Consider the following 4,527-nt stretch of genomic DNA (forward strand, 5'->3'; position numbering starts at 1 on the left):
TTCTTCTCATGCTCTTTTTCATCACGTTTTATAGCCTTCAAATGTTCTTTCTCAATGGTATTCAATACTGAATCATCAAATTTATCATTTTTAGATGTTCCTTCATACCAACTGCAAGAATCAAAATATTGCTGTAAGTATACATTCTCAAACTGCCGTCCGTGTCTTGCAAAGATTTCATTCCGTGCAACCCATAATTGATTCGTATTAAAACAGGTTAAATAATCTATGGAATATAACTTAGTACTACTCATTGGCAATATATATTCACTTGGATTATAATGAATATTTTCCTTTTCAATTTGAATCGACTTTTCCATTAAGGGTAAATCATTTTCCATCTGTTTATACTCATTTGCAATCTTTTCATTCTCATAATAATAAGATACATCTGTCGGATAAGATACACTATACAATGTATCATCTGAATATGATAAAGGAGTTGCTTCAAGCCCATCAATCGTATCGATTTTACTTCGATAGTAATAACATAAAAATCCCATGTCTTCGTTAATTTCGTAAGAGCTTTTTTGATAGAAATAAAATCCATCTTCAAATGAACGTACTACATATTTATCCTTCCAAGATTCTGGTATGGTAACTGTTATCTCTTGCCATGTGTATGTATTTTCTTTGGTAACAATACCTTCATTAGTAGATTGATTTTCATTCGTATCGATATCTGTATTGCTCTCATCTATAGTTTCTATGTTTTGGCTATTCGTCTGATCATTGTCTTCTTGTAGTAATTCAGTGTTCGCATTCTGACTTGTTGTCATTTTTCCGTTATTCTTTGAACAACCACCTATAAACATTAACAGAGAACAAATCCCAATTAATCCAAGTAGTCTATTTTTCTTCATAGTTATCTCCTTTTTATTTTAATGAATCAACAAATCCTTTTCCATATATTTTCATTATACGTTTATTAATTTCCATATGTCAAACTTATATTAATTAATATTTTCTTACGGAAATCGACATTAGCTAGTTTTATTCCTTCAAATACCGATTAGATTTTCATAAAATCCTTAACACTATAATTCAAAGAGTCTTTTAGATGTACTTGCACTAAATAAAATTAGCTTTCTGCTCAGTATATACCGAGCAGAAAGCTAATTTTTTTACTTCATTATCTATGAAGTCCTGTCAACATCTCAACAATTGTAGGATCATAATGAGAGAAGAAAAGGCTTGTTTCTTCATCAAGTTTTTTGATTGTGTCCATATCTGCTTCACCCAGTACGAAATCAAAAACATTCATATTTTCAGCCATACGCTCTTTGTGAGTTGATTTCGGAATAACTACAACATCACTTTGTAACAGAAAACGCAACGCTATCTGTGCAACGCTTTTACCATATTTATTACCAATATCACACAGTACAGGATTTGCAAAAAAGTCCTTGTAACCTTCGGCAAATGGTCCCCAAGACTGATGCTGTACACCATATTTTTTCATATATTCGTGAGCAACCTTCTGCTGTTGGAATACATGAGTTTCCACCTGATTTACAGCAGGAATTACTTCAGCAAACTGACAGAGGTCAACAAGCCTGTCAGGATAAAAGTTTGACACACCGATTGCACGAAGCCAACCTTCTTTATATGCCTCCTCCATTGCACGATATGTGCCATAATAATCGTTAAATGGTTGATGAATTAATACAAGGTCAATGTATTCTGTTCCTAATTTTTTTCTTGATTCTTCAAGGGATTTTTTAGCATTTTCATAGCCACCATTTGAAATCCATACCTTCGTTGTGATAAAAAGCTCCTCACGAGGAACAATGCAATTATTAATCGCTTTACCAACAGCCTCTTCATTTCCATAAGCTTGAGCTGTATCTATAAGACGATAGCCTGTATCTATTGCATCAAGTACACATCTTTCGCATTCTTCATTAGATATCTGGTACACACCATAACCAAGTTTTGGCATTTTAATTCCATTGTTTAAAGTTATATATTCCATACAAACCTCCATTCATAGATGACAAAAATTGTTCACCCTTACCATAGACTTCTCGCTGTATAATCTTCAGGATTGACGACTACTTCAAATTCTAGCATAATATATAGTGTATTCTAAATTGTCGTATTTAGAATACAAATTATCTGCGGTACTTCAACAATCCTTCCGATGTGCAGTATTTCAAAGAAGGAACGGCACAAGCAGAGATTTCAGTATGGTGAACTCTATCATAGGAACTAATGAAATAAAGAAAGGACCGTATTAACAGCCCACTTCTAATATATGATACTTAATAACCCGTTATTTACGCTTGTAAAAATCCAAATGGATCATCTTCAGAATGAATAAAATGCATTAACATATAGGCACACATAATAGATACATTCTCCTCTTTTAGAATACGCTTGCATTCTTCCCTATCTGCTAATATAACTTGGATATCTTCAGATGCTTCTTGATATAAATTAGTTGGTGAACCACTTAAATATCCAAAAACCGTTGCACAGGATTCATCTGTCATTCCAACTGTAGTAAAGAATGGTCGATTATACATAGATTTACATTTTACTGGAGTAAGAGTCAGACCTGTTTCTTCAAACATCTCACGTATCGCTGTTCCTATGACATCTTCTCCCTTTTCTACTAACCCCGCTGGGAATTCGTAGATGAAATCATTGATTGGATAGCGAAATTGTCTTACTAGTGCCACTTTATCCTTATTCTCTCCATAGATTCCATAGATAGCAACTCCATCTGGTGCATTCTTACCTGTTGATATCTTAAGTTCCTCCACCTTTTCTCCTCTTGATGCTAGAAAATATTTGGAAACTTTTCCATCTCTATGTTCTGCATCTAGTTCATATAAATTAAGGAATCTATTTTGTGTTTGTCTCTTAATGCTCTTAACTCTACTCATTACAATCCTCCAGTCACGTTGTTTAAAAAGCTGCTAATACTTAATTCTATCGATCCAGCTGAAGATATTTATCAATTTCTTTAATAGAAGTAAGCATAGTTTCAAATTTTTCTTTCACAGCCTTGGTACTCTTCTCATTATTATGTATTGTATTTGCCGATTCTTCTGCGCTTGCATTAACTTCCTCACTTGTTGCAGATAACTGGCTTATGTTATCAACAATATTATCGTTCGCTACCTTTAAATCAGATATCATCTGATCCATTTCACTCACACGATCCGTTAATATTGAAACATGTTGATCAATTGTTTCAAAGCTTTCAGATGCTTTCACTACAAGATTATTCTGCCTATTTGTCGCTTCTAATGATTCATTTACTTTTAGCACAGAATCTCCAGCGTTTTCTTCCAATTCAGCAATAAGAGCTGCAATCTCCTCTGTTGATTTTTTTGTCTGTTCTGCTAACAAACGAATCTGGTCCGCTACCACTGCAAATCCTCTGCCTGCTTCTCCTGCACGAGCACTTTCAATTGTTGCATTCAATGCAAGCAAATTAGTCTGATTGGATATCCCAAATATTAAGCTAGCTATCTCTTTCACTTCTTTTGTTTTGCTTTGTAATCGTTCCATTGACTGCGTTACGGATTCATTTGTATTACCAATTATGTCAACTTGTGCTTTCATGTCTTTCACAACTTCTAAGCTATTAGAGACGACCACTTTTGATTTTTCTGTTGATTCCATCATTTCTTTTGACACATTTGCTGTTTTTTGTATCGTCTCTTGTATGCTTTGGGTCATTAACGTCTGTTCCTCAATACTAGTAGCCGTCATCTTAGTACTTTCTAAGATTTCATCCATGGCACTAGTAACAAATTTTGAAGAATTATCTAAATTCGTTAATTCATTGTTTACTTCAATTGCTTCTTCCTCGACTGTTACCGATATATTATAGACATCTTCGAAAATCTGTTGTTGTAATTTTTCTCGATCCTTAGCAGAATGTATCGCATCATGATTATAATAAACAGATATCCTTCCTACTATAATGATAAAAATACTAATTATTCCTGCAACACCACAACACATCAATGTAACAAGCATTGATTCGGAATAGAATTCCTTGAATCCTAAAATAATTCTAATTACACACAAAAGAGTGATATATATATTTATAGTATTTATGTATTTTTTATTAAAATAAAGGAGGTTGCTTATTGCTATTGGAAATGCATACATGATAACAAAAGCATTATTAGCTGTTATTACCAAATAACCACATGCTAATAAATACAAAAAATTTGGTATGAACAATAAATATCTTTGATACGGATTCTTAAAATATAATACCCAACCAACAACCAAACTTAATCCCATCAATATCGACGGTATAATAACTTCAATTGGTTTATCCATATGGTTTGTTAATAGTTGAACCATCATACCACCTGCAACGATTAATGACATAATTGTTACAATTGACACACAAATTAAGTTGTTAAGTTGTAAGCGTTTTTCCTTTGAATCATATTTTCTCTCCTTGATTGCTACATTTTCCATACTCACATCGCACCTCAATTATTTTTTATTATAACTGAATTTTATTTCAGCATCTAATAATAGATAGTATCACTT

4 protein-coding genes are annotated in these 4,527 nt (G+C 32.9%); all 4 read right to left on the minus strand.

Translation table 11 applies throughout. The features are described 5' to 3' along the window. Window positions 1-863: YARHG domain-containing protein (locus ACW2QF_RS18010; protein ID WP_455717400.1), on the minus strand; the 863-nt coding region annotated here is incomplete at its 3' end. A 269-nt stretch (window positions 864-1,132) separates the two neighbouring features. Next, on the minus strand, window positions 1,133-1,975 hold the full coding sequence (locus tag ACW2QF_RS18015) for an aldo/keto reductase (protein ID WP_455717401.1): 843 nt from the start codon (window positions 1,973-1,975) through the stop codon (window positions 1,133-1,135). Window positions 1,976-2,279: 304 nt separating this feature from the next. Then, the gene (locus tag ACW2QF_RS18020; protein WP_455717402.1) at window positions 2,280-2,891 is read right to left on the minus strand and encodes an NUDIX hydrolase; all 612 of its coding nucleotides are present in this window, start codon (window positions 2,889-2,891) and stop codon (window positions 2,280-2,282) included. A gap of 46 nt (window positions 2,892-2,937) precedes the next feature. Further along, complete coding sequence (locus ACW2QF_RS18025; protein WP_455717403.1) at window positions 2,938-4,452, minus strand: methyl-accepting chemotaxis protein; 1,515 nt, start codon at window positions 4,450-4,452, stop codon at window positions 2,938-2,940. Between the last annotated feature and the right edge of the window lie 75 nt (window positions 4,453-4,527).

It is taken from the genome of Anaerosporobacter sp., assembly GCF_965301125.1.

What these genes read in the sequence shown, in the direction of transcription:
- ACW2QF_RS18020 (WP_455717402.1), bottom strand. Translation starts at nt 2,891, where the DNA reads ATGAGTAGAGTTAAGAGCATTAAGAGACAAACACAAAATAGATTCCTT.
- ACW2QF_RS18015 (WP_455717401.1), bottom strand. Translation starts at nt 1,975, where the DNA reads ATGGAATATATAACTTTAAACAATGGAATTAAAATGCCAAAACTTGGT.
- ACW2QF_RS18025 (WP_455717403.1), bottom strand. Translation starts at nt 4,452, where the DNA reads ATGGAAAATGTAGCAATCAAGGAGAGAAAATATGATTCAAAGGAAAAA.